This is a genomic window from Pseudomonas palmensis, from assembly GCF_049942755.1.
GTDB lineage: Bacteria > Pseudomonadota > Gammaproteobacteria > Pseudomonadales > Pseudomonadaceae > Aquipseudomonas > Aquipseudomonas palmensis.
Map to the genome: position 1 here is coordinate 3244955 of NZ_CP187958.1, position 26788 is coordinate 3271742.

Consider the following 26788-nt stretch of genomic DNA (forward strand, 5'->3'; position numbering starts at 1 on the left):
ATTTGTGAGAAAGGCTGCCAGCAGGCAGCGGTGCTCCGACCTTGGAGATTTCTCCCTGATTGCCTGGAGCGCGCCGCCGCTGTGGCAATGCAGCCGATCCAGTACGAGGGCGATTCTTGGCCTTGGAGACGCTTTGGAAAATGCTCTGGTGTGCACTTTATAGTTAGCGATAGGGTCAGCTATCGCCGGCGCAGGCCCCCGCAAACCGGGCAGATCAGAGGCTGCGATCAAGGCCGAAACGTTTCTTCAGCACCTTTTCCAGCAGCCGTTTGGGCAGCACGCCGGCCAGCAGCGGCAAGGCGCGGCTGCCGTTGCCCAGGCGCAGCAGGTCGGGCGGGGTACGCTGCTGTACGGCCTTGAGCAGGCCCTGGGCGAACGCGCTGGCGGGGGTCGGTCTGTCCTGCGAGGCGCGGGCGCGGGCGCGCACCTGCTCGCGCAATGGCCACCACGGCGAGTCTTGCGCCAGCACCTGCTCGGCCTCGCGCCCGGCATTGCTGGCGAAGCTTGAGGCGATGGCGCCGGGCTGCACTTCCATCACGCCGATGCCGAACGGCGCCAGTTCCAGGCGCAGCGCATCGCTGAGCGCATGCACCGCCGCCTTGGATGCGCAATAGGCGCCGGCGAACGGGGTGACCAGCACACCCGACACGCTGCCGATGTTCACCACCAGGCCGCGATTGCGTCGCAGCAAGGGGAACAGTGCACGGGTCACACCGATCAGTGCGAACACGTTGGTCTCGAACTGGCGCTGCATGGCCTCGACACCGCCGTCCAGCAGCGGCCCCATCGCGCCGTAGCCTGCGTTGTTGATCAGGATGTCGAGGCCGCCATGGGCCGTTTCGATGGCGTCGGCCAGGCGTACCAGGGCGTCCTCGTCGTTGACGTCCAGCTGGCGGCTGCTGAAGCCGGCCTTGATCAGCGTGGCGACGTCATCGGCCTTGCGCGCGGTCGCCCACACGTCGTAGCCGGCGGACTTGAAGCTGTCGGCGAGGGCGCGGCCGATGCCGCTGGAGCAACCGGTGATCAGGACGACGGGCATGGAAGGGGGCTCTCCTCAGAATATGGTGTTCGGTCAGGGCGTCGATCAGCCGGGTGATGCTCGTGGCGCACACCACGAGGTTGGGGCCGGCGACGGGCAACAGGATATGTGAAGGCAGGTAGTGCAGCGACAGGCTCTGGAACAGGCAGGTCAGGGCCGGTTCTTGCGGGTGATCCTCGAACAGGTCGACGTTGAAATAGTGGAAGTCGACCTGAGGATGTTGACTGCCAAGCCGTGCAACATCGGGATGCATCGTGCGGCAAGGCGGGCAACTGGCCGAGCCCACCATGACCATGGCCGGGCGTTGGCGTGTGCAATCGTCGAGCAGCGCCTGGAGCTGGTCGAGGCGGGTCACGGGCCTGAGTGACATGGTGGTGCCTCCTGCAAGAATTGCGGTGCGCTCCATTCAACCCCGGCTGGCGTGTCTGAGGTAACTGGCAAAAATACTAGTTGGCAAAGCCACCCTGCAGGTGCTCGGCACGAAATTCCAGGGTTTGCGGGCGGTAGCCTGAGCGCAGGGGGGGCAGGGGCAGGCAGTCGTGCCAGCTGGCCTCGGGCTGCAGGTCGCCGGGGCCGCGGTAGCGCGGTGCGGCGTAGGTGTTCTCGGCCAGGTTGACGGTGTCGCCGGGGGCGTAGGCGGCCACGCGCCAGCGCAGCTCGACCAGCGGCACGCGGTTGGCGTTCTTTATCTGTACGCGCAGCGGGCGGTCGGCCGGGCAGGCGTCGGGGGCGTAGTCCAGGCGCAGTTCCAGGCGGGCCAGCTGGCTGGCCTCGCGGTTGTCCAGCCACACCACCCACAGCCCCACCAGGCCCAGGCCGAGCAGCGCGGCCATGGAGATCGGCAAGGCCTTGGCCGGGTAGCGCAGCAGCAGGACCAGCCAGGTGAGGATGAGCAGGATACCGATGAACATGGAGGGCGCCTTGGGTGCGGATGAAGGATCATCCTACCCTGATAAAAGCATCGCGGGTCAAGCCCGCTCCCACAGGTTCGATGGCGACCGTTGTGGGAGCGGGCTTGACCCGCGAAAGGGCCTTCCGGGCTTCAGATCACTGTGCGATGGTCTTGATCGACACCCCGCGCTCCACTGGCGTGGAGCGCCCGTAGATGTCTTCGAAACGCTCGATGTCGTCCTCGCCCAGGTAGCTGCCCGACTGCACCTCGATGATCTCCAGCGGGATCTTGCCCGGGTTGCGCAGGCGGTGCACCGAGGCGATCGGGATGTACGTGGACTGGTTCTCGCACAGCAGGAACACGTTCTCGTCGCACGTCACCTCGGCCGTGCCCGACACCACGATCCAGTGCTCGGCACGGTGGTGGTGCATCTGCAGCGACAGGCTGGCGCCGGGTTTTACCGTGATGTGCTTGACCTGGAAGCGCCCGCCCATGTCCACCGAGTCATACGAGCCCCACGGGCGGTACACCTCGCAGTGGTTCTGGGTTTCGTTGCGGCCCTGGGCGTCCAGGGTGTTGACCATCTGCTTGACCCCCTGAACCTTGTCCTTGTGCGCGATCATCATGGCGTCCTTGGTCTCGACCACCACGATGTTCTCCAGGCCGATCACCGATACCAGCTTGCCGTTGCCGTGGATCATGCAGTTGTGGCTGTCCTGCACCACCACGTCGCCCTTGGTCACGTTGCCGTTGGTGTCCTTCTCGTGCACGTCCCACAGCGACGACCAGCAGCCCACGTCGCTCCAGCCCGCACTCAGCGGCACCACGCAGGCGCGCTGGGTCTTTTCCATCACCGCGTAGTCGATGGAGTTGTCCGGGCAGCAGGCGAAGGTGGCCTCGTCGATGCTGATGCTGTCGCCGTCTTCCAGGCTGCGCTCCAGGGTCAGCAGGCAGGTGTCGTAGATGTCGGGGTCGTGCTTTTTCAGCTCTTCGAGGAAGCGGCTGGCGCGGAACAGGAACATGCCGCTGTTCCAGTAGTAGCCGCCACTTTTGACGAACTCGGTGGCGCGTTTTTCGTCCGGTTTTTCAACGAACTGTGCCACGCGGCTGATGCCTTCGGGCAGCAGGGCGTCCTGGCTCGACTTGATGTAGCCGTAGCCGGTTTCCGGCTTGGTCGCCGGCACCCCGAACAGCACCATTTCGCCGCGTTCGGCGGCCACCGTGGCCAGGGCCAGGGCGCGTTGCAGGGCCTTCTGGTCGTCCAGCACGTGGTCGGCCGGCAGCACCAGCATCAGCTCGTCGCGGCCTTCGTTGACCAGTTTCATGGCCGTGAGCGCCACGGCCGGCGCGGTGTTGCGCCCGAACGGTTCCATCAGGATCGCCTGGGTGTCCAGGTTCAGGTTGGCCAACTGCTCGTTGACGATGAAACGGTGGTCCTTGTTGCACACCACGATGGGCGCGTCCATGCCGTCGAACACCAGGCGCGACAGGGTTTGCTGGAACAGCGTGTGTTCACCGGTCAGGGCCAGGAACTGCTTGGGGAATTGCTTGCGCGACAGGGGCCACAGACGCGAGCCGCTACCACCGGACAGGATGACTGGAATCATGGGTAATCTCCGAACGTTGAAAGGGGCAGTTGATTAACGGGTGGACACAGGGCGCTTGACCCAGACCGGCGACAGGTTGCTGCCACTGCCGGTCACATACAGCACGGCCGCTTCGCCACGTTCGAGCGCAACGGGCTTGAGGTCGCTGACTTTCTTGTCGCCTTCATACAGCGCCAGGCTGACCTTGACCGGGTTGATCTCGCGCTCGCCGCGAGCCTTGGCCGCCACCGGCTTGACCACTTCGGTCTTGCCATCGGCGGTCTTCAGGGTCAGGGCCTGGTCGCTCAGGTTCTGCACGCGTACCAGGGATTTCTGCTTGTTCTTGAACGGCGGTTCCTCGACCAGTTGCGGCTGGCCGCTGCCGTGGTTGACCAGGGTGTAGTAGTGATCGCCCGCCAGCTTGACCGGTACGGTCTGGCTGCCGACCTTGGCGCTGTAGTCGCCCTGGGGCATGAAGCTGAAATCGCTGCTGCCCTGGGCGGCCACTTCGCTGATCTGGGTGTTGCCGACACTGGCGGCCACCGGCTGGTTGCCGGCGTTGTACAGGCGCACGAAGGTCGAGCCCTTGGGCGCGCTGGGGCCATACAGTGCGGCATCGGCGCCGGCCCAGGCCTGCAGCGAGAGCAGGCTCATGCCGGCGGTCAGGGCGAATGCTTTGGCAATGCGGTGCTTGGTGGTCATGTGCAGTTCCTCTCAGTGTTGCGTCCGATTGGACGACAGGGCCATGTCTTGATTGGCGGTACGGGTTTGCTTCAGCTGCGCGATCCACTGCGGATCGAAGGCGCTGAGGTCGTTTTTCATTGGCAGATAACGTTCCGGGAACTCCCATACCAGCACCTGTGGGGCGCTGGTCTTGAAGGCGTCGGTCTGCAGGTACTTGAGCATCGGCAGCAGCGGGCCATGGCCGTCCTCGGCGTAATTGACCACGTCGCTGCGCAGCGCCTGCTGCAACGCACCGAGGAAGTTCCAGTGCGGGTTGGCGCTGTAGCTGGTGCCGATCAGCGCCACGGGGATCTCGTTGTCGGCAAACAGCGCGTCGTCGCTGTCGGCCTGGTCCTGGGCCCGGGCAGGGCGGGTGGTGCGTTGCTGCAGGCTGTCCGGGGCCGGCAGCAGGTGGCTGAACAACGGGTCCAGCGGCAGGAAGTTGGTGAGGTCGCCCTTGTACGGTGTGGCGGCTTTGGCTTCGGTGACGAACTGCTGCGGCGTGCCGCTGAGCAGGGTCTGGCGGGCCACGGCTTCGGCCAGGTGGCGTGCCACCACCTCGGCGCCCAGTGGTGTCCAGTGGGTGTCGGTGCGCAGGAACACCTGGCCCTGGGCCTTGGCCGCCTGCAGCGGGCCGAGCAGGTCCGGGGCGAACACGCCGGCCTGGCGCGCCTTGGCATGGAACTGGTTGTACAGGTCGGCATGCAGGCTGGCGGGCGTCTGCTCACCGATGTACTCCGGGTACAGGCGGGCCTTGGCCGGAATGATCGCCAGCACCAGTTGCACACCGTGCTGCTTGAGGGTGTCGCGCACGCCGCGGATCAGTGCGAGGTTCTCGGCCTCGAACTGTTCGCTGCCGGCCACCGGCTTGAACTCTTCATCGCTGAACAGCCATTGCTCGCGGCCCAGCACCACACCCGGGCGGCCTTCGTTGAACAGTTTGAAGTCCAGCGCCGCCCAGAGGTTGGTGCCCAGGCGCTTGATCGGGAACTGCGCGTCGTAGTGGGTTTCGGCGGCCTTGGCCAGCTTGCCGTCGAGCAGGGACATCTGCGCGGTGCGCTGGAAACTGCCCAGGCCCCCCAGCGACCAGATGCCCAGGCCCAGCAGCAGGGCCATGAACAGCACGGCGTAGAGTTTGCGTAATGATCGGGTCATGGTCGGCTCGCTCAGAACTGGAAGTAGAGGAACGGCGAGTAGCTTTGCGCCGAGAGTTTGAGGATCGAGGCCACGAACAGCAGCAGCACCAGCGCGCGGGTCATGTACAGGCCCCAGTCCAGGCTCACGCTGCCGTCGCCATGCACGGCCACCGGGCTAGCCTTGGCCGTGGGCTTGGCATTGCGGTAGAAGTCGCGCAGGCCGAAGAACGCCAGGCTCAGGTAGGCGATCACCAGGGTGGCCACTTGCAGGCCGGTGAGGCTGGCGCGGTTGAGTTCCGACAGCTGCCATTCACCGAAGCTGAACATGGCGCCGTACATGCGTGCGGCCACGTGCAGGTTTTCGGCGCGGAAGATCACCCAGCCCATCACCACCAGCAGGAAGGTGAAGGCCCACTTGACCGGGTTGAAGCGCTGCGGGTTGGTGTCCAGGCCCAGTGCGCGCTCGATCGCCAGCCACATGCCGTGCCAGGCGCCCCAGATGATGTAGGTGAAGTTGGCGCCGTGCCACAGGCCGCCCAGCAGCATGGTCAGGAACAGGTTGCGGTAGGTGGCGAAGGTGCCGCCGCGGTTGCCGCCCAGGGTGATGTACAGGTAGTCGCGCAGCCAGGTGGACAGGCTGATGTGCCAGCGCCGCCAGAACTCGGTGATCGACTGGCTGATGTAGGGCTGCTTGAAGTTCTCCATGAAGCGAAAGCCCATCATCAGGCCCAGGCCGATGGCCATGTCGCTGTAGCCGGAGAAGTCGAAGTACAGCTGCGCGGTGTAGGCCAGTGCGCCCAGCCAGGCGTCGCCGGTGGTCGGGTTCTGCAGGGCGAAGCAGTGGTCGGCGACCACCGCCAGGGTGTCGGCGATGAATACCTTCTTGATGAAGCCCTGCATGAACCGCGTGCAGCCTTCGGAGAACTTGTCCAGGGTGTGGGTGCGGTGGTTGAACTGGTCGGCCAGGTCGCGAAAGCGCAGCACGGGGCCGGCGATCAGGTGCGGGAAGATCGCCACGAACGCGGCGAAGTCGATCAGGTTGCGGGTGGCCGGGGTGTCGCCGCGGTACACGTCGATGATGTAGCTGATCGACTCGAAGATGTAGAACGAGATGCCGATGGGCAACAGGATGTGGGTGAGGATGAACGGCTCCAGGCCGTACGAGGTCATGATCGCGTTGATGCTGTCGACGCCGAAGTTGGCGTACTTGAAGTAGCCCAGGATACCCAGGTCGACCACCACCCCCAGCAGCAGCCAGCGCTGGGCCGGCTTGGTGCGCACGCCGGCGGCGCCCACCTTGAGGCCGATCCAGTAGTTCCACAGGGTGACCGCGGCGAACAGCGCCAGGAAGTCCACCCGCCACCAGGCGTAGAACACGTAGCTGGCCAGCAGCAGCAGGGCGTTGCGGTAGCGTTGCCCGCTCAGGTAGTACAGGCCGAGAAAGATCGGCAGGAACAGGAACAGGAACACATTGGACGAGAACACCATCCCGATCTCTCCTTGTCGTTATCCACAATCGGGGCAGCAGCCCCCCAAACCCCCCGCTGAAATTGCGGGGGAACCAGATCAAACGCATCGCGGGTCAAGCCCGCTCCCACAGGGATTGCGGTCGTTGCTACTTCTTCTGTTCTGCCTGCGGGTCGTAGACGCGCGTCAGGTCGCCGCCCAGGCGGAAACTCTTGAACGGCTGCATCGCGTGCTTGCGCTTGAGCGCATCGGCGTCGCACTGGTACAGGCTGCACCACGGCTCAAGCCAGGCGTATTTGCTGTCGATCTTCAGATCGTCCATGTCCTGCTTCTGGCCATTGCGCGCCTTGAACGCACTCGGGTCTCTGGCCCCGGACAACACCCGCTCGCCCAGGCGCTTGAGCGCGCCGTTGTTTTCCGGGCGCAGGTCCACGCCGTTGGCCTGGGCGAAGCTGGCGATCATCGATAGCGGCGGCAGTGCGTAGTTGTGGTACGCCAGGGCGCGCTGCTTGCGCTTCATCTCGTTGGGCAGAAAGCCCTGCGCATCGACCTGGTTGGCACCCACGCGGTACTCCTTCACGGCCCAGTCGAACAGGTCGCGGCGATCGGTCGCCACCGCCGTGGCCATCACCGACCAGGCGGCCCAGTACGAGTGGTTGTTGATCTTTTCCAGCGGCAGGTCGCTCCAGTCCTTGACCGTCTGCTCGGCCAGGCGCGCGAACCATTTCTCGATCTGTTCGGCCTGGGCCTGGTGCGCCGCCAGTGGCTGTGCGTTGGAGAACTTCAGGCGCAGGTATGCCGAGCTCAGGCTGCCCAGCGCCCATTTGCGCATCGACTTGCCGGTGTGGTTGTAGTCGGTGGACATCAGCGCATCGGCCTGCGCCCAGGTGCCCAGCCACTGCAGGGTGCAGTCCAGCTGCTGCGGGCGGCCGTCGCGCATGTACTGCATCACCTGCTTGCTGACCCCGCGCTCCAGCGTGGTGATGCTGGCGGTGGAATCGCGAAAGGCCTGTTCGGATGCCTTGTTCAGCGTCGCGCGGGCCTTGTCCGAGCCTTCGTACTTGCTGCGAAACTGCAGCGCGCCGGTGTAGGGCTTGGGCACGGCCTCACAGGTGAAGTCGTTGGGGCTGGTCTTGGGTTTCTCGATGCCGGCGTAGTAGCCCTGCGGCGGGACCAGCCCGCCGGCCTGCACCGCCGGGCCGAACAGGGCCAGGGCGAGCAGGGCGGGGGTGGCAAGGGTGCGGATGGATGTCATGTGCGCCTCACAGGCCGGCCTGGGCAGCATGCTGCCCGGCGCCGGCGATCGGGTTGCGTGTACACAGCCTGGCCTGGACCTTCTGGCTGCCGCTTTCGGGACCCTGCACTTCCACCGCGAGCAAGGTCTGGTTGGCCCAGTCCTCGTCCTCGCGCAACTGGAAGGCGAAGCGTCCGTCGGTGTCGGAGGTTTCGGGTTTTTCGATCTTCAGGTCCTCGTGACGACCATTGAGGTACCACAGGGTGGCCTGCAAGGTCTTGACCGACTTGTCTTCGAACTGGATGTCCAGTTGATGACGGCCGTTGACCAGGTTCTTGATCACGCCGTTCTTGCCATTGACCAGCAGCTCGTTGGTGCCCGGCTTGAGCGAGGTGCTGACGCTCATCTGCGCAGGCTTGCCTTCGCAGCCGTTGTCGAGCAGGGCGAGCATCTGGCGCCAGATGGTTTCCTGGTCCAGGCGGTACAGCGGCGAGAACTCCCACACCAGGATCTTGGGCGGGTTGTTCTGGAACTCCTCGCTGCCCAGGTACTGGATCATCGAACCTTCCAGGCCGCCACCGGGGAACGCGACGTTGAGCACGTCGGCGCCGATGTACTGCTGCAGAAAACCCGAGAAGTTGTAGTTCTTGCCGCTGTGGCTGGTGCCCACCAGGGTGATCTGCGGGTTGCCCGAGTCGCCGAACAGGTCGTCGCCGCCACTCTCGCCCTTGGGCTCGGTGACGAACTGGTCCATGTACTGCACCGCGTAGCTGGTGCCGCACAGTTGGCCGGCGACGTTGTGCAGGGTGCCGGTCTTGCCCATGCGGCCGGACGGGTGGCTTTCGAATTCACGCCGCGGGATGTCGGCGAAGGCCGGCATGCTGTGCACGGTGTCGGCCACGATTTTTGCCGCACGCTCGGCGCCATAGGGCGTCCAGTGCTGGTCGCCGCGGAAGTAGAAGTCCTTGCCCTGCTGCGCGGCCGGCAACTGTTCGTTGGTCAGCGGTGACAGGTCGGGCACGTTGTAGCCCATTTGGGCGAAGCGCTTGAGCATGGCCTGGTAGTTGCGCAGGGCCTTCTCGTAGTTGAACGCGGCCTTGTCGGCCGGGTTGAGCATGTTGCGGTTCACCAGGCCACGGGTGGGCTGGTACACCACCACCAGTTCCACGCCGCGCGCCTTGAATGCATCGTGCACCTGCTGCAGGCGTTTGTAGCCGGCCGGGGTGGTGCTGAATTCGGTGCGCAGGTCTTCGCGGGTACGGAACAGCCAGTCGCCCTGGGCTTGCACCAGGGTGGTGAAGTTCTGCTGGTAGCGGGTGGTGTAGCGGCTGGCATCGTGGGCTTCGGGGCACAGTTGGCAGCACGGCTGGGCGGTGAAGCTGGGCGCCTGCACCTCGTCGGCACGCACGCCGTTGCTGATCGCCAGCAGCGCCGCACTCAGGCCAAGCAGTTTCATCAGGTGTGGGGTCATGTCAGGTTTCCTCAATCCGCCATGTCGGTCTGGCGTTCGACCGGGTCGATCAGTACGGCTTTGCCCTGGCGCACCATCAGGTCGAGAATCTCGTCCTGGCGATCGCCCAGCACCCCGGAGAAACTGATGCCGCTGGACTTGCTCGGGGCCAGCATCGACACCCGGTACAGCTCCACGCTCAGGGGCGAGTCGATCGACAGCGGGCCGCTGCCGTTGGCCGCCAGTTCACCGCCCACCACGATCAGCGACACCTTGGTGTCGAACGGGTCCAGGTCGATGTCGCGGTCGGTATCGGACAGGTCCTTGATGTGCCCGTACACACCCACCAGGCCGTTGGCCATGGCGAGGTTTTCGTACAGGCGGATGTTCACGCTGTTGCGCACGCGGATGCCGTGGCGACGGTTGCTGATGACCTTGTTGCCCCAGATCAGGTTGTCGCCGCTTTCGTACAGGGTGATGCCGTCGGTGTGGTTGCGGTAGATCTCGTTGTAGGCGATCAGGTTGTTGACGCTGTTGCGGTCGATCACCACGCCCGAGAGCTTGTTGTCGTAGCTCTTGTTGTTGATGATCCAGCTGTCGTTGACCTCGCGCGAGACGATGATGCCGTGCTTCTTCTTGGTGCCATGCACGGTGTTGCCGGCGATGATCAGGCGGTGCGAACGGTCGTGGGGGTCGATGCCGTACACGATGTTGTCGCGGTAGGTGTTGTCCTTGACCACGAAGTCGCTGGTCTCGTAGCAGTAGAAGCCGTACCACATGTCGCTGAACTCGGAGCCGATGATCCAGCCGGTGGGTTCGGGGCGGCCCATCTGCTTGGCCATGTTGGGCGTGTACTGCGAAATGCTCACGCCGTAGGACTTGCTCTGGGCATAGCCGAAGCTGGCCATGCGGGTGTTGACGATGTAGGTCTCGGTGCCGCCCCACGAGAGCAGGAACGGGCGAAATTCCTTGGGGGTGCGGAAGGTCGCCGGGCCGTTGTCCTTTTCGCGCCAGCCGGTGACGCGGGTGTCACTGACGAACAGCTTGCCGTCGTTGACGATGAACGCACCGCCTTCCTGGGACAGGCGCAGTTCCTTGACCTTGGCATCGATCTCGAGCACGCCCTTTTGCCCCACCACGATCGGCAGGCGCGACAGGTATACCCCCGGCGCGGTTTCACGCAGGTACTGGGCCGGCACGTGCTTGCTCAGCTCGGTGAAGTCGACATGCCCGTCATCGACGAAGATCGCCTGCGGGATGCCGTGCTGGCGGGCTACCCATTCGGCCATCTTGTTGTCGCCACCGATGAACTCCTTGAGGGCGTCTTCCTGCAGCATGCGGCGTACCGTGACCTTGCCCTTGCGTGCACGCTGGATCTTGGCCTGCACCGCTTCGGCGGTGTAGCCGCTGAGGTCGGGCAGGGTCGGCGCCGGTATCTGCAACGGCTCGATCGGCGCGCTGCTGACGGTGTAGGTCTTGGCGTGCTGCAGCTCTTTGGCCGGGCTGGCCACGGGCAGGCCGTTGGCCAGGGCGATGCTGCTGGCCAGCAGCAGGCTGCCGGCGATCAGCGTGTTGAGCGGGTAAAGGTTCATGTCAATGCACTCCAGGCATCAGAAACGCCAGATCACGTCGATGAAGGCGCGGTGCATGTACGAGTCCGCTTCCTTGCCATAGGCGTCGCCTGGCTTGAACACCCCACCGCGAAAGCGCACCAGTGCCGACGGTTCGTCGATCGACTGGCTCAGCGCGGCCGGCAGCAGGCCCTGCTTGAAGTACTTGGTGACCACCAGGTCCATCTCCTGGCCGAGGTCTTTTTCGCCCTGGATCAGCGGGCGGTTGATGCCGTCATCATCGACCACGGCGTTGATGCCGCTGCTGCCGATGTTCTGCTTGCCGTCGACGCGCCAGAACTTGTGGTACACCAGGCTTGCGTCGTAGTCGTCGCGCAGTTGCCAGGAGGTGAACAGGGTGGCGGCCTGCAGGTTGCCCAGCTCGCCACGGAAGGCCTCGCCGAAGCGGTGCACACGCGAGCGGGTGCCGGTGAAGTTGGAGCGGTTGCTCTCAAGGCCGGTCTGTTCGAAGTTGCCCGAGCCGTCGCTGCCACCGCCGCCGCCGCTGCCGCGGGCATAGGCCGCGCCCACCTGCCAGTTGGGGTCCAGGCGCAGGCGGATGCCCAGGTCGGTGGCCCAGGCGTTGACATCGCCGCTCTGCTTTTGCGTGGCCAGCTGGTCGCCGTTGGCCAGGGTGGTGGCGCTCAGGCGATCACGGTCGCCGGTGAGCCAGGTGACGCTGCCCCAGTAGTTGACGGTGTTCTGGTTGCGCCAGTTGTAGGCGTCGCTGTTGGCCTCAAGGCCCAGCCAGGTGAGGTCGCCGTTGCGGGTCTTGTCCAGCGGGTCGAGGGTCTCGCCCGGGTTCTTCAGCTTGCCGTCGTCGTGGGTGTGGTGCGCGCGCAGGCCGACCCAGTGGCCGGGGGTCCATTGCGCGGCCACGTCGCCGTAGACGTGCAGGCGGTCCTTGTCTTCGGGGGCCAGGTCGGTGAGGTCGGTGCGGTACTCGCTGAAACGCTGGGCCACGCCGGCGTTGGCGCGCAGCAGGGTGGTGTCGAAGGTCCAGTTCAGCGCCTCGATGTTGGTGTCGCGCCACATGCCGTCGTCGCTGCGCAGGCGCTGGCGGCCCAGGCGCAGTTGCTCGCCGGGGTAGGCGGTCAGGCCGCTGTAGCCGACCCAGAACTCGCGCATGGCCAGGTAGCTCTTGTCCTGCTCGCGGCCGCTGGCGCGGCGGGTTTCGACCTGGCTGTCGTCGTCGGCCTGGCGCAGGGTGTCGGTGTCGATGGTGTCGGTGGCGGTGACCGCCTGGCCCATGGCGTAGGCGCTCCAGTTGCCGCGCTCGCCATACACCCAGGGGCGCAGGTCCAGGCCCAGGCCGTTGACGTCGCCGCCGGAGCGGGTGCCCAGGTCGCGGTCATCCTCGGACTGGCCGGTGACTTTCACTTCCAGGCCGAAGTTCTTCTCGGCGGTCATCGCGGCCAGGGTCGGGCACGACCAGAGCAGGGCACAGCCCAGGCCCAGGCCGGCCTTCATCCACGGGTTGAGTGTCATAGGGATTCCTCGCCGTCTTGTTCGGTGGTGTCCTGCAGGGCCTGCATGGCCTGGGCGCCGGGGCCCTGACCCATGGCGCCACGGGCCTGGCGCTCCTGTTGCAACAGGCGCTGGGCCTGGGCCTTCTGCGGGGCGGATAGCTGCTGGTCGAGCTCGCCGGCCATCGCCGTCGATTGCTCGCTGGGGTTGGCCTGCGCCAGTTGCGCGAACACCCAGGCGTTGACCAGGTCCTGGCGAATGCCGCGACCTTCGCTGAACAGCTGGGCCAGCGCGTAGTCGGCGCTGAGCTGGCCGCCACGGGCGGCGCGCAGCAGGTGATCGACGGCTTTCTGCGGTTCGACCTGGCCCAGATAGCCACGGCGGTAGAGCTGGCCGAGGTAGTAGTGGGCGCTGATTTCGCCGGCATCGGCGGCGGACTGCAGGTGCGTCTCGGCTTTTTTCGCGTCGGCCGGCACGGCCTTGCCTTCGTAGTAGAGGCGGCCCAGCAGCAGCTCGGCGCGCGGTTGTGCGGCCTCGCGGCCCTTGTCGATGTAGGCCAGCAACTGGTCGCTGTCGCCCAGCTCGGGGAAGCTGTAGAGCAGTTGCGCCAGGCTGACCCAGGACGCGGGGTTGCTCGGTGCGACCTGTTCGAGCAGGGCCTGGGCGGTTTTCTCGTCGGTCTGGCCCAGGCTGGGGTCGGCCAGTACGCGGGCCACGCTGTCGACCCGGCTGGCCGGTACCGCACCGCGGGCATAGGCGGCCTTGAGCTGGTCGATCAGCGCGGCCTGTTGTTCGGGCTGGGCGCGCTTCTGGTACACGCTGGCCAGTTCCACATAGCAGATGTCGGTGCTGGCCAGTGCGGCCTTGCAGATACGTTCCACCTCGTCCAGGTGCTGGTCGTAGGTGTTCTGGGTACGGTACAGCAGCACCTGGGCCAGGCCCGCCTCGGGGTAGCCGGCGGCGCGCCATTGGTCGATCTGCTGCTGGGCATCGAGGTCGGGGAAACTCTGCGGGTATTGCAGGTAGAGCATGGCCAGCGGGATCAGGGTGTTGCTTTCCCCGGCGGCGAAGGCCTGCTTGAGCAGGCCCTGGGCCTCGTGGCGCTCGGCCTCGCTGCTGTCGGGCTTGGCCACCAGCAGACGGCCGAGGCGGGCCTGGGCGCGGGGCGAGGTGCGGGCGGCGGCGCGGTAGGTGGCCTCGGCCTGCCTGAGCTTGGCCGGGTCACCGGTTTCGACCTGGATATCGGCCAGGCCTACCTGGGCCTCGCTGTAGCCCAGGTCGGCGAGTTGCTGGTAGTTGCGCTCGGCCAGGGCGGTGTCGCCGCGCTTGAGGGCTTCGTTGGCCAGGCGCTGGTCGGGCAGGCCGGCGCAACCGGCCAGGCTGACGGCCAGGGCCAGTGCACCCATCGGTAGGAGCCGGCCTTGCCGGCGAAGGGGGCTGCACGATTCGCCGGCAAGGCCGGCTCCTACAGGGATCGCGGTGTGTTGGGTAGTCACCGGCATGTCCTCTTCAAAGCCCACGGGCCACGGCCTTGTCGATCAGCCAGTCCATCGACGGACCCCGGTCGCTGTTGACCGACACCGGGCGCCCGGCCAGCTCGCTGGGCATCGGCGCATCCGGCTTGATCTGCACGCGAATGTCCGAAGACAGGTCGTCGCTGTTCTGGCTGGTGCTGCTGACGATGCGACCCTGGCGCACGTCGTCTTCGCCGGCCACCTGGAAGTTGACGCGGGTGCCGGGCTGCACTTCGTCGAACTGGCGGTAGCTGAAACGGGCCTCGATGATCGGGTTGGTGGTGCGCGGGATCAGCTGGAAGATCACTGCGCCCTTGCTCGCGTATTGCCCGTCATCAACCAGTTGCCTGGCCACCACGCAGTCGCACGGGCTGGTGAGGGTGCCGCTGAGCTGCTTGCCGAACAGTTCCTCGACCCGCGCCGGCTCCAGTTGCTGGTCGTCCAGGTGGCCCTTGAGCAGGTCGAGCATGCTGGTGTTGAACGAGGCCAGCGGCGCGCCCTTGACCACCGGGCCGTCCGCCTTCACCAGGCTCTGCACGGTGCCGTCGCGCGGCATGGTGACGTTGGTGGTGGGGACGCTGACCACCCCGGCTTCGGCATGGCTGACGAAGTACAGGCCGTACACCGACTTGGCGATGAAGCCGAACGCGGCCACGCCGACCACGAACACGCCGAGGCTGAAGGTGACCGCACGCAGGCGGCCGAAGGCGCTCAGGCCGCCGCCGGTGTCCTTCTGCTTGCGCGCCTTGGTGAAGTTGTCGCGTTGCAGGGTGCTGAGCACGTCGCCGATGCTGATCAGCTCGCCCGACAGGTGCGAGGTGATGATGTGGCGCAGGGTGGCGATGTCGCGCTGTTCCAGGTTCTGGAACTGCACGCCGGTACGACCGTCGGCGACGTTGTGCGAGCGCACCTGGAACTCGATGTCGATGGCCAGGCCCAGGTTGTCGACCACGAACTGCAGGCGGCCGCGCACCACTTCGCCGACCTTCAGCGGGTGGCGGGTGTAGAAGCTCAGGCCACCGGCCGAGAGGTCCTCGACCTTGACTTCGAGGGTCTCGCGGTTGGCCCCCAGGTAGCGCAGCTTGGCGGGGATCTTTACCCGGGCGTGCTGACGCTGGGCTTCGGACTCATGCACGACATTGGCATTCACGGCGGTATTCATGGCGATATGTTCCTGTTTATTCCGTAGGGCGGCGGCTCACACGACCATGAACAGCACAGCGACGAAGATGCTGGCTGCCGAGAAGGTCATGGTCCGCGAAGACCAGGTGTTGAACCATTGTTGAAAGCTCGCGAGGTCGCGTTTGAGCGCAGTGGGCTGGCGGGTCCAGGACTGCTTGTCGAGGCGGAAGAACACGTAGATCTTCATGATTGCGCCGACGATCTGGTTGTAATAGAGAATCAGCGGGTAGGCCGGGCCGATGGCATGCCCCGAGCACATCAGCATCAGGGTCAGGATCAGGCGGGTGATGCCGATCCACAGCAGGTACACCAGCAGGAAGGCAGGGCCGAACTTGAGGCTGGCGATCAGCGCCACGGTGAGCCCGAGCAGGCTGGTCCACATCGACACGCGCTGGTCGAACAGCACCACGCTGGTGAACAGGCCGAGGCGGCGAACGCCCAGGCCCAGGGCGCGGGAGTTCTGGCGCAGGTTGTTGCCGTACCAGCGGTACATGAGCTTGCGGCTGGCCTTGATGAAGCTCTTTTCCGGCGGGTGCTCGACCGTGTTGATTGCCGCATCCGGCACGTAGAACGTGTGGTAGCCCAGGCGCATGAGGCTGAACCAGCTGGACTTGTCGTCGCCGGTGAGGAACTTGAAGCGGCCCAGGCGCCAGTGCTGCAGCGAGTCGTTCTCGACGTCCTTGATGAACTCGGGGTTGGTCACCACGGCGGCGCGGAACACCGACATGCGCCCGGTCATGGTCAGCACGCGCTTGGACAGGGCCATCGAGCACATGTTGATGTGGCGCTGGGCAAAGCGCAGCTTGTGCCACTCGCTCATGATGTAGCCGCCGCGCACTTCGCAGAATTCGTTGGTGGTCAGGCCACCGACATTGGGGTAGAGCTTGAACCAGGGCACGGTCTTGGCCACCACGCCTTCGCCGAGCACGGTGTCGCCGTCGATCACCGCGACCACCGCGTTCTCGTCGGGCAGGTGGCGCGAGATGGCGCGAAAGCCGTAGGCCAGGCCGTCACGCTTGCCGGTGCCGGCGATGCGCACGAAGTCCAGGGCCACGCGGTCGGGCGGGTTGAACTTGGCCCACAGGCTTTTCACCAGCAGTTCGTCGCTCATTTCCACCAGCGAGCAGACCACGGTGGTGGGGTAGCCGCAGTCGATTGCCTCGCGGATCACCGAGCTGTACACCTGCGCGGTGGTCAGGGCGTCGATGCGAAAGCTGGTGACCATCAGGTACACGTGCGACGGGTCGGCCGCGCTGCCCAGTTTGCGCACCTTGCGTCGCAGCATCGGGTAGACGATGTAGAGGAACAGCATGCCCCGCACGAAGTGCGTGGCACCCATGGAATAACGCCAGATTCCGACAGCGCCGATGAGGAAGATGAAGTCCTTGGAGTCGGGGTCGAAAACGGTCTTGGGCAAGGCCAGGGCGATCAGCATGAGCAGGCTCACGTAGAACAGCCATCCGGCGACCTGTAGCAGGCCGTGCTTGAGCCTTTGCATGGTGTGCATCCGTAGCGAATGAATGGGAAGGAACTGCACGGGGCTGGGGCGACCCCGTGCAGTGGCTGCTGTTACCAGCAGATGCCTTCGGTGCGGCTGGTGGGGCAGGTCGGCTTGCCCATGAAACCGACCAGGTCGATGACCTGCTTGCCGGCCGGGGCCTGTTGCGCCAGCGCACGGAACTTCTCGTCGCGGTTACCCAGCACGATCACGTCGGCGTGGTTGATCACCTGCTCGAAATCGGCGTTGAGCAGGGACGAGACGTGGGGGATCTTCGACTCGATGTAGTCCTTGTTGGCGCCGTGCACGCGGGCGTACTCGACGTTGCTGTCGTAGATGTTGAGCTCGTAGCCCTTGCCGATCAGGCGTTCGGCCAGTTCCACCAGCGGGCTCTCGCGCAGGTCGTCGGTGCCGGCCTTGAAGCTCAGGCCCAGCAGGGCAACCTTGCGCTTGTCGTGGCTTTCGATGATGTCGAAGGCGTTCTGCACCTGGGACTCGTTGCTGGTCATCAGCGAGTTGAGCAGCGGCGCCTTCACGTCCAGGCTGCCGGCGCGGTAGGTGAGGGCGCGCACGTCCTTGGGCAGGCACGAGCCGCCGAAGGCGAAGCCTGGGCGCATGTAGTACTGCGACAGGTTCAGGGCCTTGTCCTGGCACACCACTTCCATCACTTCGCGGCCATCGACGCCGCAGGCCTTGGCGATGTTGCCGATCTCGTTGGCGAAGGTGACCTTGGTGGCGTGCCACACGTTGCAGGTGTACTTGATCATCTCGGCCACTTCGATGTCCTTGCGGATGATCGGGGCGTCGAGCTCTTCGTAGAGGGCCTGCAGCACGTCGCCGCTGGCGCGGTCGAGTTCACCGATGACAGTCATCGGCGGCTGGTCGTAGTCCTTGATCGCGGTGCTTTCGCGCAGGAACTCGGGGTTGACCGCCACGCCGAAGTCGACGCCGGCCTTCTTGCCCGAGCAGTCTTCGAGAATCGGGATCACCACGTTCTTGACGGTGCCCGGCAGTACGGTGCTGCGCACCACGATGGTGTGGCGGCTGCTCTTGTCGCGCAGTACCAGACCGATTTCGCGGCACACCGACTCGATGTATTCCAGGCCCAGGTCGCCGTTCTTCTTGCTCGGCGTACCGACGCAGATCATCGACACGTCGCTGTCGCGAATGGCCTGGGCAAAATCGGTGGTGCCCCGCAGGCGCTGGTTGGCAATGCCTTGTTGCAACAGGGCTTCGAGGCCCGGTTCCACGATGGGGGATTTGCCCTGGTTGATCAGGTCGATCTTGGTCGCCGATACATCCACGCCGATCACTTCATGGCCCCGGGCGGACAGGCAGCCCGCACAGACCGCACCTACATAACCCAAACCAAAGATGCTGATACGCATCGCATTCACCTCATGTGTTTATCATGTCGGCGCACAACTAAGCGCCAGACCGGGTTGGTTGACCAGTAAATTCAGGGTGCACGGAAGTGTCACGGTTAAACCGCTAACTGCCGGCAGGCAAATTAAATTGGAGTGCGAAAAATAAAAGGCACTCAAGTTGGCGGCTAATGGCCATTTACATTAGGGGGTGAGCCCTGGACGGTATCCGTCTTTATTGCAGTACCCACTGCGCGTACTGCTGTGCTTGTTATTTCAAGTGGATTAAATCCTTTGAAATCAACCACTAGGACGATTTTTAAGGGTGCTCTCTCCTGGCTTGGACGCGTAATCTTGTCGAACAATTGCGCGGACAAAAAAGTGCTTTCAAAACTTCCTGATACTGTCCATTTGTCATGTACGTCATCTCTCACATCCATCACGAGATAATCCGTACCGGTGGTATGAGCGAGCCTCAAGGGGATAAGTTCCAGGTTCGCCCGAGTCGCCGTGAAGGATTTTTTAATATTTCAACAGTTGACGATACTTTCACTTTGATAGCACACGGCAGTTTCGTCCCGTGTCTGTAGGGCAAACTTGGAGGGGGATGTTTTTATGCCAGCATGAAAAAAAATTTCAGGATATTTCGTCAGAAAACTACGAACGGTCTTATGACGTTTGGCGATATGGCTAGAGGGGGTGGTTTTTTGGCGCCACGGGATTGGCGCCTGGCGGGCTGTGAGGACGCCATCGCGAGTCAAGCCCGCGCCCGCAAGGATTCAGGTGATCCCGGTGGGAGCGGGGGACCCGCGATGCTTTCTACTCGGCCGGGTGGTCGCGCAGGAACACCAGGTTGTCCGGTTTGGACTGCTCGGCACTGTAGTAGTAGCCCTGCACGTCGAACTGCTTGAGCCGCTCGGGGTCGTCGATGCGCTCCTGGGTCACGAAGCGGGTCATCATGCCCCGCGCCTTCTTGGCATAGAAGCTGATGATCTTGTACTGGCCATTCTTGAAGTCGCGAAACTCGGTGTTGATCACCCGCGCCTTCAACGCGCTGCGCTTGACCGCCGAGAAGTACTCGTTGCTGGCCAGGTTCAGCAGCAGGTCGTCGCCTTGCTCGGCCAGCGCCTGGTTCAGCCACTCGCTGATGCGCGTGCCCCAGAAGGCGTAGAGGTCCTTGCCGCGGGCGTTGGCCAGCTTGGTGCCCATCTCCAGCCGGTAGGGCTGCATCAGGTCCAGCGGACGCAGCAGGCCGTACAGCCCCGACAGCATGCGCAGGTGCTGCTGGGCATAGGTGAAGTCGTCTTCGCTCAGGCTCTGTGCATCCAGGCCGGTGTACACGTCGCCCTTGAACGCCAGCAGCGCCTGCTTGGCGTTGGCCGGGGTGAAGTTCGGGGTCCAGCTGCCGAAGCGCGCGGCATTGAGGCCGGCCAGCTTGTCCGAGAGGTGCATCAGGTCGCTGATCTGCTGCGGCGAAAGTTCGCGCAGTTGCAGGATCAGTTCCTGGGAGTCGTCCAGGTATTGCGGCAGGGTGTGCCGCTGGGTAACGGGCGGGGTGTCGTAATCGAGGGTCTTGGCGGGTGAGATCACCGTCAGCATGAGGTCGGCTCCTTGAATCGTGGCGTCGATTCTACGGGCGGGGGGCGCCGATCTCCAGCTATCGCGCCAATAGCCAAGACCCTGGCGGCGCTTGGCGCTATAGTGCGCGGCGAGAAAATGGAGAGTGTGATCGTGCGCATAGCCCTTCTTTTACTGGCCGGCCTGCTGAGCACGCTGGTGCACGCTGCCCCGGTCGAGCTGGCCCGGTTCGACCGCAGCGTGTGGCCCGAACAACTCGACAGCCCGGCCCTGTTCGATGTGGCCTCGCGTGCCGAAATCCTCAGCTTTGCCCGCGTGCTGTATGACAGCGAGGCCCTGAGCGAGGCGCAGCTGGCCGAGCGCCTGAACCTTCGCCAGGTCAACCTGGTGACGCTGAATGCCTTGCGTCAGCGCCTGTGGCAGCGGCTGTGGCGCAACTATGACCTGGCCCAGCAGAGCTGCGAGCAGGACGCCTCGTTCTGCTACGCCATCGACAGCCTGCCGGACCTGCGCCAGCAGGCGGGCAAGTTCAGTGTTGCAGACGATTCGTTCTACGCCGGTTGGGCGCAGCCAAGCCGGCGTTTTCACGAGTACTACCTGAACGAGCAATTGCGCAAGGCGGCGCTGTTTACCCAGACCTCCAGCGAGGTGGAGCGGTTTTCCGACCAGGAGCGCGATGGCCAGGCACTCAACGACCGGCTGTTCGTGCTCAGCTTCGATGGCGGTCCGGGGCCGGCTACCGAGGCGCTGACCGACTACCTGCGCCGGCAGAAGCTTGGCGGGCTGTTCTTCGTGGTGGGCAAGAACCTGCAGGCGCGCCGCGACCAGACCTCGGCCGCGGCGCTGCAACAACTGTATGCCGGGCAGTGCGTGGGGCTGCAGGGCTGGCAGTACAGCTCGCATGCGCAGTGGACCGGCTGGCAGGACTCGGTGGTCTCCAGCCGGGCACTGGTGCAGAGCAGCCTGCCCGAGGCATTCGTGCCGCTGTTTCGCCCGCCCTACGGGCAGCGCCGCGCCGACAGTGCGGCGTTTTTCGCCGGCCAGCAGCTGCAGGTGATGTTGTGGGATATCGACGCCCAGGACCAGGCCGGGTTGAATGCCGAGCAGTCGGCGCAGCGGGTGCTGAGCCTGATGCTGCTGTGGCGTCGCGGGGTGATCCAGTTTCATGACGGCCAGCCCAGGGCCCAGGCGGCGATCGACTGGTTGCTGCAGCACACGGCCCAGAGCGGGATTGGCTGGGGCGACTGCCGGGAATTCGCCGAAACCCCGTAATCGCTGGGCGCGGCGGCACCCGGCGGAAAAAATCGCCAGGCGTTCATCGGGGTTTGATCATTAACTGTAGTGGTGCTTGCGGCTCACGCCAAGGGCTTGACCGCACAACGAAAAATAAACTTCAAAAAAACGTAAAAACGCTTTTTATCGTCACGGGTTTTGCGGTATCAAGAAGTCAGACCGCCGAACCCTGCAGCACAGGTGGCGTACTAATGGCCCCTCCTTTGTTCGCAGCTTCCCTACCGTAACGACGCGGCCAGGGGGAGACCGGCGGTCACTTCGCGGCGCAGCACCGCCCAGGTATTGCGTCGTCTGGCCCCTACAAAGGTGACCGAGTATGGATGATCAAGGACGTAACGTTTCTTCCAACCAGCCAATCCTTTACGTGCTCGATACCAATGTTCTGATTCACGATCCGAACGCCTTGCTGAATTTCGAGGAACACCACGTCGCGCTGCCGATGACCGTGCTCGAGGAGCTCGACAAACTCAAGACCGGCAAACACACGATCGCCGCCGAATGCCGCCAGGCCATTCGTCTGATCGACCAGACCCTGGGCGATGCCACGCCCGAGGATGTCGAGCAGGGCGTACCGATCCAGCGCGGCAAGAGCGGCCCCAAGGGCTTCCTGTCGATCCTGATGACCCCACGCGCCGAACCCAACCGGCTGCTGCCAGAACACCTCAACGACAACATCATCATCAACCAGTTGCTCGAGCTGCGTAGCCGGCGCAAGGAACTGGACGTGGTGCTGGTGACCAAAGACATCAACATGCGCCTCAAGGCCCGCGCCTGCGGTATCGCCGCCGAGGACTACAGTACCGATCAGCTGGTCGACGACGTTTCGTTGCTGCCCAAGGGCTACCATTCGGTCAGCGGCTCGTTCTGGGACCGCGTCAACAAGGTCGAGACCCGCCAGGAGCGCGGGCGCACCTGGCACCGCGTGCAGCTGGCCGACAACCTGCCGGCGGTTCACATCAACGAGTTCATCATCGACGAGCAGGGCTTCGTCGGCTGGGTCAAGGGCATCCGTGACAGCGAGTTGCTGCTGCTCGACCTGCATCAGGAGCCACTGCTGCACCAGGAAGCCTGGGGCCTGAAACCGCGTGACATCCATCAGGGCCTGGCGCTGTTCGCCCTGCTCGACCCCGACATCCACCTGGTCAACCTCACCGGTGCCGCAGGTTCGGGCAAGACCATCCTGGCACTGGCCGCAGCCATCGAGCAGACGATGGTCAGCAAGCGCTATCGGCGCATCATCGCCACCCGCAGCGTGCAGGGGCTGGACCAGGAAATCGGCTTCCTGCCGGGCACCGAAGCGGAAAAAATGGAGCCCTGGCTGGGGGCGATCACCGACAACCTCGAAGCCTTGCACATGGACGACGAAAACACCCATGGCAGCGTCGAGTACATCCTCGAGCGCGTGCCGTTGCAGTTCAAGTCGCTCAACTACATTCGCGGTCGCAGCTTCCAGCAGAGCCTGATCCTGATCGACGAATGCCAGAACCTCACCCCGCACCAGATGAAGACCATCATCACCCGTGCCGGGGCCGGGTCCAAGGTGATCTGCCTGGGCAACCTGGCGCAGATCGACACCCCTTACCTGTCCGCCACCAGCTCGGGCCTGACCTACCTGACCGAGCGCTTCAAGGACTTCCCCAACGGCGTGCACATCACCCTGCAGGGCGTGCCGCGTTCGGTCCTGGCCGAATACGCCGAATCCCACCTGTAACCCCTGCCACCGGGCGGCCTTGCGCCGCCCGGTTTTTTCCGCTGCCTAATGTTGACCCCTGGGTTTACAATCGGTGCTCCTGATCAGGAGTAACCCTGTGCTGACTCATCTCGATTCCCAAGGTCGGGCCAACATGGTCGACGTCACCGACAAAGCCGTCACATCGCGCGAGGCGGTGGCCGAAGCGCGGGTGCGCATGCTCCCGCAAACCTTGCAGATGATCGTGGCTGGCGGCCACCCCAAGGGCGACGTGTTTGCCGTGGCGCGCATTGCCGGCATCCAGGCGGCAAAGAAGACCAGCGATCTGATCCCGCTGTGCCACCCGTTGATGCTCACCAGCGTCAAGCTCGAGCTGACTGGCGAAGGCGACGACACGGTGCATATCGTGGCGCGCTGCAAGCTGGCCGGGCAGACCGGCGTCGAGATGGAGGCCCTGACGGCCGCCAGTGTGGCGGCGCTGACGATCTACGACATGTGCAAGGCGGTGGACCGGGGCATGACCATCCACAGCGTGCGTGTGCTGGAAAAACTGGGCGGCAAGAGCGGGCACTACCAGGTGGAGGCGCCATGAACATCGACGTGGTGTATTTCGCGCGGTATCGCGAGGCGCTGGACAGCGACGGCGAACGCCTCGACGGGCTGTTCGACAGCGTCGACGATGTGCGCAAGGCCCTGCTGGCACGCGGGGAGGGGTACGCGATGCTGGGCGAGCAGAACCTGATGTGCGCGCGCAACCAGGAGTTGTGCAGGCTCGAGGAGCCGGTGGCCGACGGCGACGAAGTAGCGTTCTTTCCGCCCGTGACCGGGGGCTGAGGTGGGCGTTCGAGTGCAGGCCGCCGCGTTCGACCCCGGCGCCGAGACCAATGCGATGCACGCGGCCAACGTCGGGGTGGGCGCGGTGGTGTCGTTTGTCGGCTATGTGCGCGACTTCAACGACGGTCGCGAGGTGGCGGGGATGTTCCTGGAGCATTACCCGGGCATGACCGAAAAGGCCCTGGCCAAGATCGTGCTGGAGGCCGAGCAGCGCTGGCCGTTGCTCAAGGTCGAAGTGCTGCACCGTATCGGCGCATTGCAGCCGGGTGAGCCGATCGTGTTCGTGGGGGTAGCCAGTGCGCACCGGCAGGCGGCGTTCCAGGCGTGCGACTTCGTGATGGACTATCTCAAGACCCGCGCGCCGTTCTGGAAGAAGGAGCAGACCGGCGAGGGGCCGCGCTGGGTCGAGGGGCGCCAGAGTGATGCGGACGCTGCGGGGCGTTGGTAGACGCCCCGCCGGCAAGGCTGGCTCCTGCAACGGTGCGGTGCCGCGAATCGGTTGAAAATTAATACACAAAAGTCCAGTATGGAATTATAAGTACAAAATAGTTCCAGGCTGCCTTGTGCCCGCCGCTTTTTCCTCTGTCTTGCAACACACCCCAACAACGAGCGAGAGAGACCGCTGATGAAAACCCCATCCCTGTTGGCTGCGCTGGCGTTGAGCCTGTTTGCCGCCGCCCCGTCGTTCGCCGCTGAAAAGACCCTGCGCATCGGTATCGAAGCTGCCTACCCACCGTTCGCGTTCAAGACCGCCGACGGCGCTATCAGTGGCTTCGACTACGACATCGGCAACGCCCTGTGCGCGCAGATGCAGGTCAAGTGCCAGTGGACCGAACAGGAATACGACGGCCTGATCCCGTCGCTCAAGGTCAAGAAGATCGACGCCGCCCTGTCGTCGATCACCATCACCGAAGACCGCAAGAAGTCGGTGGACTTCACCCACAAGTACTACTTCACCTCCGCACGCGTGGCCATGAAGGTCGGCAGCCAGGTCGATGACGACTTCGCCAACCTCAAGGGCAAGCGCATCGGCGTGCAGCGCGCGACCACCACCGACCGCTATGTGACTGCGGAACTGGTGCCCAAGGGCATCGAGATCGTGCGCTACACCAGCAACGAGGAAATCTTCATGGACCTGGTGGCCGGTCGCCTGGACGGTGTGTTCGCTGACACCATCCCGCTTGAACAGGGCTTCCTGGAGACGCCCAAGGGCCAGGGTTACGGGTTTGTCGGGCCAGAGCTGAAAGACCCCAAGTACGTGGGTGAGGGCGCCGGGATCGCGGTGCGCAAGGGCAACACCGAACTGGTCGCCCAGCTGAACGCGGCCATCGACGCCATTCGCGCCAATGGCGAGTACCAGAAGATCCAGGCCAAGTACTTCAAGTCCGACATCTACGGCGACTGACCGTCGCCTGCCCGAGGCCTGAGTTCGTTCAGGCCTTGAGCTCCTTGAGGTGCTTGTACACCGTGGCCCGGCCCATGTTCAGCACGTTGGCCACGTAGTTGGCGGCGCTCTTGCCGCGAAACGCACCCTCGGCGTGCAGAGCCAGCACCAGTTCGCGCTTGTGGTCGCGATTCAGGTTGCTCAGTGCCAGCTGGCGCTCGCGCAGCCAGCTGTTGAGAAACGTGTTGATGCGCTCCTGCCAGTCATCGCGAAACAGCGCGTCGGGCTGGGCGATCAGCCGGGTGGGCGAGAGAAACAGGTCCAGCGCCGCCTTGGCGTTTTCGAACATCGAGATGTTCAGGTTGATGCACAGCACGGCCTGCGGCTTGCCCTGGGCGTCGCGCAGCACGGTGCTGAGCGAGCGGATCTTCTGCCCGTCCCAATTGAGCTTTTCGTAGGGGCCGATGTTGGTTTCGTCGGTACCTGCCTCGAACATGTCTTCCAGGGCCGCATCGTCGCCGATCTCGCGCTTGGACAGGTTATTGGCGATGTAGTCGATCTTCTGGCTGCGCAGGTCGTGCAGCACCACCTCGGCGTGGGGGAAGAACAGCGTGGCGATGGCGTCGGCAATCGCGCGAAAGTTGCTCAGGGCGGGGTCGTGGGGCGGTATCGGCATGCAGGCGGGCTCCAGGCGGTGTCAGCGCCCTAGGCAAAGGGCGCTGGGAGTGTGCCGCAAACGCGGGCGGGCGTCACCCGTGCAGGCGGTACAGGGCGTTGGCCAGGGCGATGTCTTCCAGGCCCAGGCCGATGGAGCGGAAGAAGGCATGGCGCTGGTAGGTCGGGCGCGGCGCGTGCTCGCTGAGCAACTGGGCCAGGTCGCCGATGATGGCGTCGGCCTGCCAGCCGTGCTGCTCGCTGGCGATGCGCATCTCGCCGGCCGAGCCGGGTGTGGTCAGGCGGTAGTCGCAGTACACGTCCATGTCGGTCAGGCACTCGGGCGGCACTTCGTGGGCGCGTACCGCGTTGGTGCTGATCGAGGTGATCAGGGCCGGCTTGCTCAGCTGGCGCGGGTCGATCACAGGCTTTGCCGACGAGGTGCACAGCATGATCACGTCGGCGTCGTGCAGTGCTGATTGCAGGTCGTCCACCAGGCTCAGGCGCGGGTCGAGTGCACCGAGGGCTTCGCGCTGCTCGGCGCTTTTATCCTTGAGGCCTGGCGAGTGCAGGCGGATGTCCTGCCAGTCGCGCACGCCGCGCACATAGTGCAGGTGGGCCTGGGCGATGGGGCCGCTGCCGATCACGGTCAGGCGCCTGGCGCTGGTGGGGGCCAGGGCGTCGACCGCGACGGCGGTGGTGGCAGCGGTGCGTGCGGTGGTCAGTTCGCCGGCGTCGCACAATAGCAGTGGCTGGCCGCTGTCCATGGACATCAGCAATGTCCAGGCGGTGATCAGCGGCGCGCCTTCGCGCACGATGTAGGGCGAGGTCTTGACGCCGTAGACGCGGTCTTCGGCGAGCACCCCGCCGTAGTTGATGAAGTCGCCCCTGCCGGCCGGGAACTCCACCAGCTGTTGCGGCGGCTGCACGGCCTGGCCGGCGGCCAGGTCACGGAACAGCTTGCGCAGGATCTGCGGCACGTCCACCTGCGCGAGCAGTTGGCGGGCCAGGGGCTGGTCGATCACGCGTGGGGTAGACATGCGGCGCTCCATTTGAACTATTTTGTCTATTATGGACAAATAGTTTAATTGCGCCAACCCTATCGCGGGTCGAGCCCGCCCCCGCAATCATTACTGTGGTCGCTGTGGGAGCGGGCTTGACCCGCGATGAGCCAGCCCGGTCAGCGCAAAAAA

Annotated in this window: 24 protein-coding genes; 6 read left to right on the plus strand and 18 right to left on the minus strand. The window is 64.6% G+C overall.

Annotated elements, in window-relative coordinates:
- Positions 1 to 214 precede the first annotated feature (214 nt).
- The 16 genes from ACPRTJ_RS15020 to yaaA all read right to left on the minus strand — a co-directional run bounded on the left by ACPRTJ_RS15020 (position 215) and on the right by yaaA (position 19761).
- Positions 215 to 1039 carry an SDR family oxidoreductase gene (locus ACPRTJ_RS15020; RefSeq protein ID WP_054914855.1) on the minus strand — a complete coding sequence of 275 codons (825 nt, stop codon included), beginning with the start codon at positions 1037 to 1039 and terminating at the stop codon, positions 215 to 217.
- Positions 930 to 1409 (minus strand): thioredoxin family protein, encoded by a 480-nt coding sequence (locus ACPRTJ_RS15025; protein ID WP_426427078.1) that lies wholly within the window; start codon positions 1407 to 1409, stop codon positions 930 to 932. The genes ACPRTJ_RS15020 and ACPRTJ_RS15025 overlap by 110 nt, the downstream gene beginning before the upstream one ends.
- Positions 1410 to 1485: 76 nt before the next feature.
- Positions 1486 to 1950 (minus strand): hypothetical protein, encoded by a 465-nt coding sequence (locus tag ACPRTJ_RS15030; RefSeq protein WP_043860996.1) that lies wholly within the window; start codon positions 1948 to 1950, stop codon positions 1486 to 1488.
- Between the two features lie 136 nt (positions 1951 to 2086).
- Complete coding sequence (locus tag ACPRTJ_RS15035; protein ID WP_043860997.1) at positions 2087 to 3538, minus strand: mannose-1-phosphate guanylyltransferase/mannose-6-phosphate isomerase; 1452 nt, start codon at positions 3536 to 3538, stop codon at positions 2087 to 2089.
- 33 nt (positions 3539 to 3571) lie between these two features.
- A complete protein-coding gene (locus ACPRTJ_RS15040; protein ID WP_043860998.1) occupies positions 3572 to 4219 on the minus strand; it encodes an alginate O-acetyltransferase AlgF in 648 nt (215 codons plus the stop codon).
- Between the two features lie 12 nt (positions 4220 to 4231).
- Positions 4232 to 5395, minus strand: a complete 1164-nt coding sequence (locus tag ACPRTJ_RS15045) for an alginate O-acetyltransferase (RefSeq protein WP_054914853.1) — start codon at positions 5393 to 5395, stop codon at positions 4232 to 4234.
- An 11-nt stretch (positions 5396 to 5406) separates the two neighbouring features.
- Positions 5407 to 6864, minus strand: a complete 1458-nt coding sequence (locus ACPRTJ_RS15050; protein ID WP_058540860.1) for an MBOAT family O-acyltransferase — start codon at positions 6862 to 6864, stop codon at positions 5407 to 5409.
- Between the two features lie 127 nt (positions 6865 to 6991).
- Complete coding sequence (locus ACPRTJ_RS15055) at positions 6992 to 8098, minus strand: mannuronate-specific alginate lyase (RefSeq protein ID WP_058541092.1); 1107 nt, start codon at positions 8096 to 8098, stop codon at positions 6992 to 6994.
- 7 nt (positions 8099 to 8105) lie between these two features.
- Positions 8106 to 9548 carry an alginate O-acetyltransferase gene (locus ACPRTJ_RS15060; protein ID WP_058540861.1) on the minus strand — a complete coding sequence of 481 codons (1443 nt, stop codon included), beginning with the start codon at positions 9546 to 9548 and terminating at the stop codon, positions 8106 to 8108.
- Between the two features lie 11 nt (positions 9549 to 9559).
- On the minus strand, positions 9560 to 11119 hold the full coding sequence (algG, locus tag ACPRTJ_RS15065) for a mannuronan 5-epimerase AlgG (RefSeq protein ID WP_043861002.1): 1560 nt from the start codon (positions 11117 to 11119) through the stop codon (positions 9560 to 9562).
- An 18-nt stretch (positions 11120 to 11137) separates the two neighbouring features.
- Positions 11138 to 12625 (minus strand): alginate export family protein, encoded by a 1488-nt coding sequence (locus ACPRTJ_RS15070; RefSeq protein ID WP_426427079.1) that lies wholly within the window; start codon positions 12623 to 12625, stop codon positions 11138 to 11140.
- The gene (algK, locus tag ACPRTJ_RS15075) at positions 12622 to 14010 is read right to left on the minus strand and encodes an alginate biosynthesis TPR repeat lipoprotein AlgK (RefSeq protein ID WP_054914850.1); all 1389 of its coding nucleotides are present in this window, start codon (positions 14008 to 14010) and stop codon (positions 12622 to 12624) included. The genes ACPRTJ_RS15070 and algK overlap by 4 nt, the downstream gene beginning before the upstream one ends.
- A gap of 103 nt (positions 14011 to 14113) precedes the next feature.
- The gene (locus ACPRTJ_RS15080; protein WP_043861005.1) at positions 14114 to 15280 is read right to left on the minus strand and encodes an alginate biosynthesis protein Alg44; all 1167 of its coding nucleotides are present in this window, start codon (positions 15278 to 15280) and stop codon (positions 14114 to 14116) included.
- Between the two features lie 36 nt (positions 15281 to 15316).
- Positions 15317 to 16807 (minus strand): mannuronan synthase, encoded by a 1491-nt coding sequence (alg8, locus tag ACPRTJ_RS15085; protein ID WP_426427080.1) that lies wholly within the window; start codon positions 16805 to 16807, stop codon positions 15317 to 15319.
- A 62-nt stretch (positions 16808 to 16869) separates the two neighbouring features.
- The gene (locus tag ACPRTJ_RS15090; RefSeq protein ID WP_043861007.1) at positions 16870 to 18186 is read right to left on the minus strand and encodes a nucleotide sugar dehydrogenase; all 1317 of its coding nucleotides are present in this window, start codon (positions 18184 to 18186) and stop codon (positions 16870 to 16872) included.
- A gap of 795 nt (positions 18187 to 18981) precedes the next feature.
- On the minus strand, positions 18982 to 19761 hold the full coding sequence (gene yaaA / locus ACPRTJ_RS15095; protein ID WP_043861008.1) for a peroxide stress protein YaaA: 780 nt from the start codon (positions 19759 to 19761) through the stop codon (positions 18982 to 18984).
- A 132-nt stretch (positions 19762 to 19893) separates the two neighbouring features.
- Between yaaA and ACPRTJ_RS15100 the strand changes: the two genes are divergently transcribed.
- The 6 genes from ACPRTJ_RS15100 to ACPRTJ_RS15125 all read left to right on the plus strand — a co-directional run bounded on the left by ACPRTJ_RS15100 (position 19894) and on the right by ACPRTJ_RS15125 (position 24962).
- Positions 19894 to 21012: a polysaccharide deacetylase family protein gene (locus ACPRTJ_RS15100; protein WP_415377621.1), complete on the plus strand. Its 1119-nt coding sequence runs from the start codon at positions 19894 to 19896 to the stop codon at positions 21010 to 21012.
- Positions 21013 to 21349: 337 nt separating this feature from the next.
- A complete protein-coding gene (locus tag ACPRTJ_RS15105) occupies positions 21350 to 22744 on the plus strand; it encodes a PhoH family protein (protein WP_043861009.1) in 1395 nt (464 codons plus the stop codon).
- Positions 22745 to 22841: 97 nt separating this feature from the next.
- On the plus strand, positions 22842 to 23315 hold the full coding sequence (moaC, locus tag ACPRTJ_RS15110; protein WP_058540865.1) for a cyclic pyranopterin monophosphate synthase MoaC: 474 nt from the start codon (positions 22842 to 22844) through the stop codon (positions 23313 to 23315).
- On the plus strand, positions 23312 to 23557 hold the full coding sequence (locus ACPRTJ_RS15115; protein WP_123752852.1) for a MoaD/ThiS family protein: 246 nt from the start codon (positions 23312 to 23314) through the stop codon (positions 23555 to 23557). Before moaC ends, ACPRTJ_RS15115 begins: the two co-directional genes overlap by 4 nt.
- Position 23558: 1 nt before the next feature.
- Positions 23559 to 24005: a molybdopterin synthase catalytic subunit MoaE gene (gene moaE, locus ACPRTJ_RS15120; protein WP_123752851.1), complete on the plus strand. Its 447-nt coding sequence runs from the start codon at positions 23559 to 23561 to the stop codon at positions 24003 to 24005.
- 177 nt (positions 24006 to 24182) lie between these two features.
- A complete protein-coding gene (locus tag ACPRTJ_RS15125) occupies positions 24183 to 24962 on the plus strand; it encodes an ABC transporter substrate-binding protein (RefSeq protein WP_426427081.1) in 780 nt (259 codons plus the stop codon).
- A gap of 28 nt (positions 24963 to 24990) precedes the next feature.
- Here the strand turns inward: ACPRTJ_RS15125 and ACPRTJ_RS15130 are convergent, their stop codons facing one another.
- Together ACPRTJ_RS15130 and ACPRTJ_RS15135 are read right to left on the minus strand one after the other, a co-directional pair.
- On the minus strand, positions 24991 to 25617 hold the full coding sequence (locus ACPRTJ_RS15130) for a helix-turn-helix transcriptional regulator (RefSeq protein WP_054914846.1): 627 nt from the start codon (positions 25615 to 25617) through the stop codon (positions 24991 to 24993).
- A gap of 73 nt (positions 25618 to 25690) precedes the next feature.
- A complete protein-coding gene (locus tag ACPRTJ_RS15135) occupies positions 25691 to 26635 on the minus strand; it encodes an ornithine cyclodeaminase family protein (RefSeq protein ID WP_426427082.1) in 945 nt (314 codons plus the stop codon).
- Positions 26636 to 26788: the final 153 nt, after the last annotated feature.